Consider the following 3,477-nt stretch of genomic DNA (forward strand, 5'->3'; position numbering starts at 1 on the left):
CCTGGACCCACGGCCAACCCACCACCTGGCCCCACCCCCACACCACCACCCACACCCCCCTCCCCACCTACCCCTTCCAACACAAACACCACTGGTACGAGGCCCGACCGGCCTCCGGGGCGCGCTCTCTGGAGTCTGCGGGGCAGGTGGCGCTGGACCATCCCCTGCTCACCGCTCGTCTGGCACGGGCTGGTTCCGGAGGAGGGGTGCTGCTCACCGGCCGGATCTCCCTGGAGACGCACCCATGGCTGGCCGACCACGTCGTCGCGGGCGTACCGCTGGTACCGGCGACCGTGTTCCTCGACTTGGCCGTCCTCGCCGGGGACGAGGTCGGCTGCGGCCGGGTGGTGGATCTGACGCTGCATGCGCCGCTGGCGTTGCCGGTGCGCGGGGGCGTCCGGCTCCAGGCCGAGGTGCTGCCGGATGGGGCGGATCGCTGGACGCTGCACGTGTACGCCCTGCCGGACGGGGTCGAGGACAGCGGCGTGGACGACGGTATGGACGGTGGCTGGACTCTGCACGCCTCGGGAACGCTCACCGCGGACGGCTCCACGGCAGCGGCTGCAGCCCCGGTGTCCAGCGGCGCCTGGCCCCCGCCCGGCTCCGTCGCGCTCGACGTCGAGGACCTCTACGCCCGGCTCGCCGCGCTCGGTTACACCTACGGGCCCGCATTCCAAGGCGTTTCGGCCGCTTGGGAGGCCGACGGCGACTTCTTCGCCGAGGTCACGCTGGGCGAGGACGAGCGTGCCGACAGCGGGCGCTTCGCGATCCATCCCGTGCTGCTGGACATGGCCGCGCAGAGCCTTCTGCTCATGGCTCTGGTACGCGGGGAGAGCCCGTCGGTCCTGCCCTTCTCGTGGCAGGACGTCACCGTGCAACTGGCGGGTGCCACGTCCGTACGGGTCCGCCTGACCACGTGCGCGCCCGGGCAGTCGGCCCGATTGGAGCTCACCGACCCGAGCGGTGCGGTCGTCGCCGTCCTCGGGTCCCTCGTACTGCGCCCGATGGACCCCGCGGCGCTGTTCCGGCTCGGCGGCACGAACCACGATGCTCTGCTGCGCCTCCACTGGACCGTGGCCGACACGCCTGTCGCCGGCCTGGCGCAGGAGGGGGTTGCCGTCGTCGGCGCCTCGGCCGAGCAGGAACGCTTGCTGCGGGACGCCGGGCTCGATCTCACGGTGTACGAGGACATCGCCACTCTTCCCGCCCCAGCGCCCCGCCTCGTTCTCGCGCTGCAGGACACCGTGCTGGCCGGGCCCGAGGAGCCGTCGGCGGACGATGTACGACTGCGCTCCGGGCGCTGCCTGGCTCTGCTGCGAGAGTGGCTCGGCGAACCGCGTTTCGACCACTCGCGGCTGGTGATCGTCACGCAGGGCGCGGTGCGGACAGCGGACGAAGATGTCCGCAGGGCCCACGGGACCGCGAGCGCCGCCGTCTGGGGACTCGTCCGCTCCGCGCAGAGCGAGAACCCCGATCGGCTGATCCTCGCGGACGTGGACGGGAGTTCGGACGCGTACCGGGCCGTGGTCGCCGCCGCGGTCGGTACGGAACCGCAACTCGCGGTACGGGGCAGGACGGTGCTGGTGCCCCGGCTGGAACGGGTGGGCGCCACCTCGTCGGGTGACGGGGGGGCCATGTTCGGTCCGGCCGGGACCGTCCTGGTGACGGGCGGCACAGGTGTCCTCGGTCGCACGTTGGCGCGGCACTTGGTGGAACGGCACGGCGTACGCCGACTGCTGCTGCTCAGCCGCCAGGGACCGGCCGCCGAGGGCAGCACCGAACTGGTGGCGGACCTGCGGGACGCGGGCGCCACCGTGGTGGACATCGTGGCCTGCGACGTCACCGACCGGGAGAACTTACGCGGAGTGCTCGACGGCGTGCCTCCGGAGCATCCTCTGACCGGTGTCGTACACGCGGCGGGCGTGCTGGACGACGGGATCGTCACCGAACTCACCGACATGCGCCTGGACACGGTCATGCGGCCCAAGGTCGACGCGGCCGTGCACCTGCACGAACTCACGCGCCACCACGACCTGACGGCCTTCGTACTCTTCTCGTCGGCGGCCGGGATCCTCGGCTCCTCCGGCCAGGCGAACTACGCGGCAGCGAACGCCTTCCTCGATGCCCTCGCCCGACACCGACGCGACCACGGGCTGCCCGCGCTCTCCCTTGCCTGGGGCCTGTGGTCCGATCGCAGCGTCCTGACCGCCGGCTTGGCGGACCGCGACGTACGACGGCTGGCGAAGCTCGGCGTCGGCGCCCTGTCGAACGAGGCGGGGACGGCGCTCTTCGACACCGCGTGCGCCACGGCGGACGAAACCGTCCTGGTGCCCCTGCGACTGGAGACCTCAACGCTGACCGCTGCCGAGGCGCAGGACGTCGCTCCGCCGCTGCGCGACCTGGTGGTATCCCGGGCACTACGCAAACCAGCAAGGCCGCCGGCCCGTGAGACGGCCGACGGCGCCCAAGCCGGCACGGTCGAGGGCACACTCGCGCACCTGCCTGCCGCGCAGCGCATGTCGGCCCTGCTGGACATCGTCAGGTCGCGGGCAGCGACCGTGCTCGGGTTCAACGACGTCGAAGGAGTACCGGCTGAACGAGCCTTCCGAGACTTGGGCTTCGACTCACTGGCAGCCGTCGAACTGCGCAACCGGCTCAACTCCGTGACGGGCCTGCGTCTTCCAGCCACGCTCGTCTTCGACCATCCGACCCCGACCGCGCTAGCCCGGCACCTGGGGGACATGCTCTTCGGTACGGTCCCCGAGACCGATGCCGGAGCGGAGGTCACCGGGGAGACCGTCGCGAGCGCGACCAACGACGATCCTGTCGTGATCATCTCGATGAGCTGTCGCTTCCCCGGCGGCAGTGACTCGGCCGAACGTTTCTGGGACGTGATCGCCAACGCGCGCGACACCGTCGCCGACATGCCTGACGACCGCGGCTGGGACCTGGAGAACCTGTACGACCCGACCGGGGATCGCCCCAACACGGTGAGCACAACCAAGGGCAGCTTCCTGTATGACGCGGCGGGCTTCGACGCGGAGTTCTTCGGGATCTCGCCGCGTGAGGCGCTGGCGATGGACCCGCAACAACGCCTGCTCCTGGAGACCTCCTGGGAGGCGTTCGAGCGGGCGGGCATCGACCCGTCGTCGCTGCGCGGCAGCCGCACCGGCGTCTTCGCCGGAGTCATGTATCACGACTACGGCGGCCGTCTCACTGACGTGCCCGAAGACGTGGAGGGCTATCTCATCAACGGGAGTGCGGGCAGCATCGCCTCCGGCCGTATCTCCTACACGTTCGGTCTGGAAGGCCCGGCGGTGACCGTGGACACCGCCTGCTCGTCGTCGCTGGTCGCCCTGCACCTGGCCACGCAGGCACTGCACAACGACGAATGCTCACTCGCCCTGGTGGGCGGCGTCACGGTGATGGCCACCCCGGCGCCGTTCGTGGAATTCAGCCGCCAGCGCGGACTGGCCG

Annotated in this window: 1 protein-coding gene; it reads left to right on the forward strand. The window is 71.2% G+C overall.

Annotated features, from left to right (window positions below):
* Positions 1 to 206: 206 nt before the first annotated feature.
* The coding region (locus ABT245_RS45585) for a type I polyketide synthase (protein WP_351746989.1) at positions 207 to 3,477 on the forward strand (3,271 nt) is incomplete at its 3' end.

This window comes from Streptomyces sp. NPDC001508, from assembly GCF_040298665.1.
In the GTDB taxonomy this organism is placed as follows: domain Bacteria; phylum Actinomycetota; class Actinomycetes; order Streptomycetales; family Streptomycetaceae; genus Streptomyces.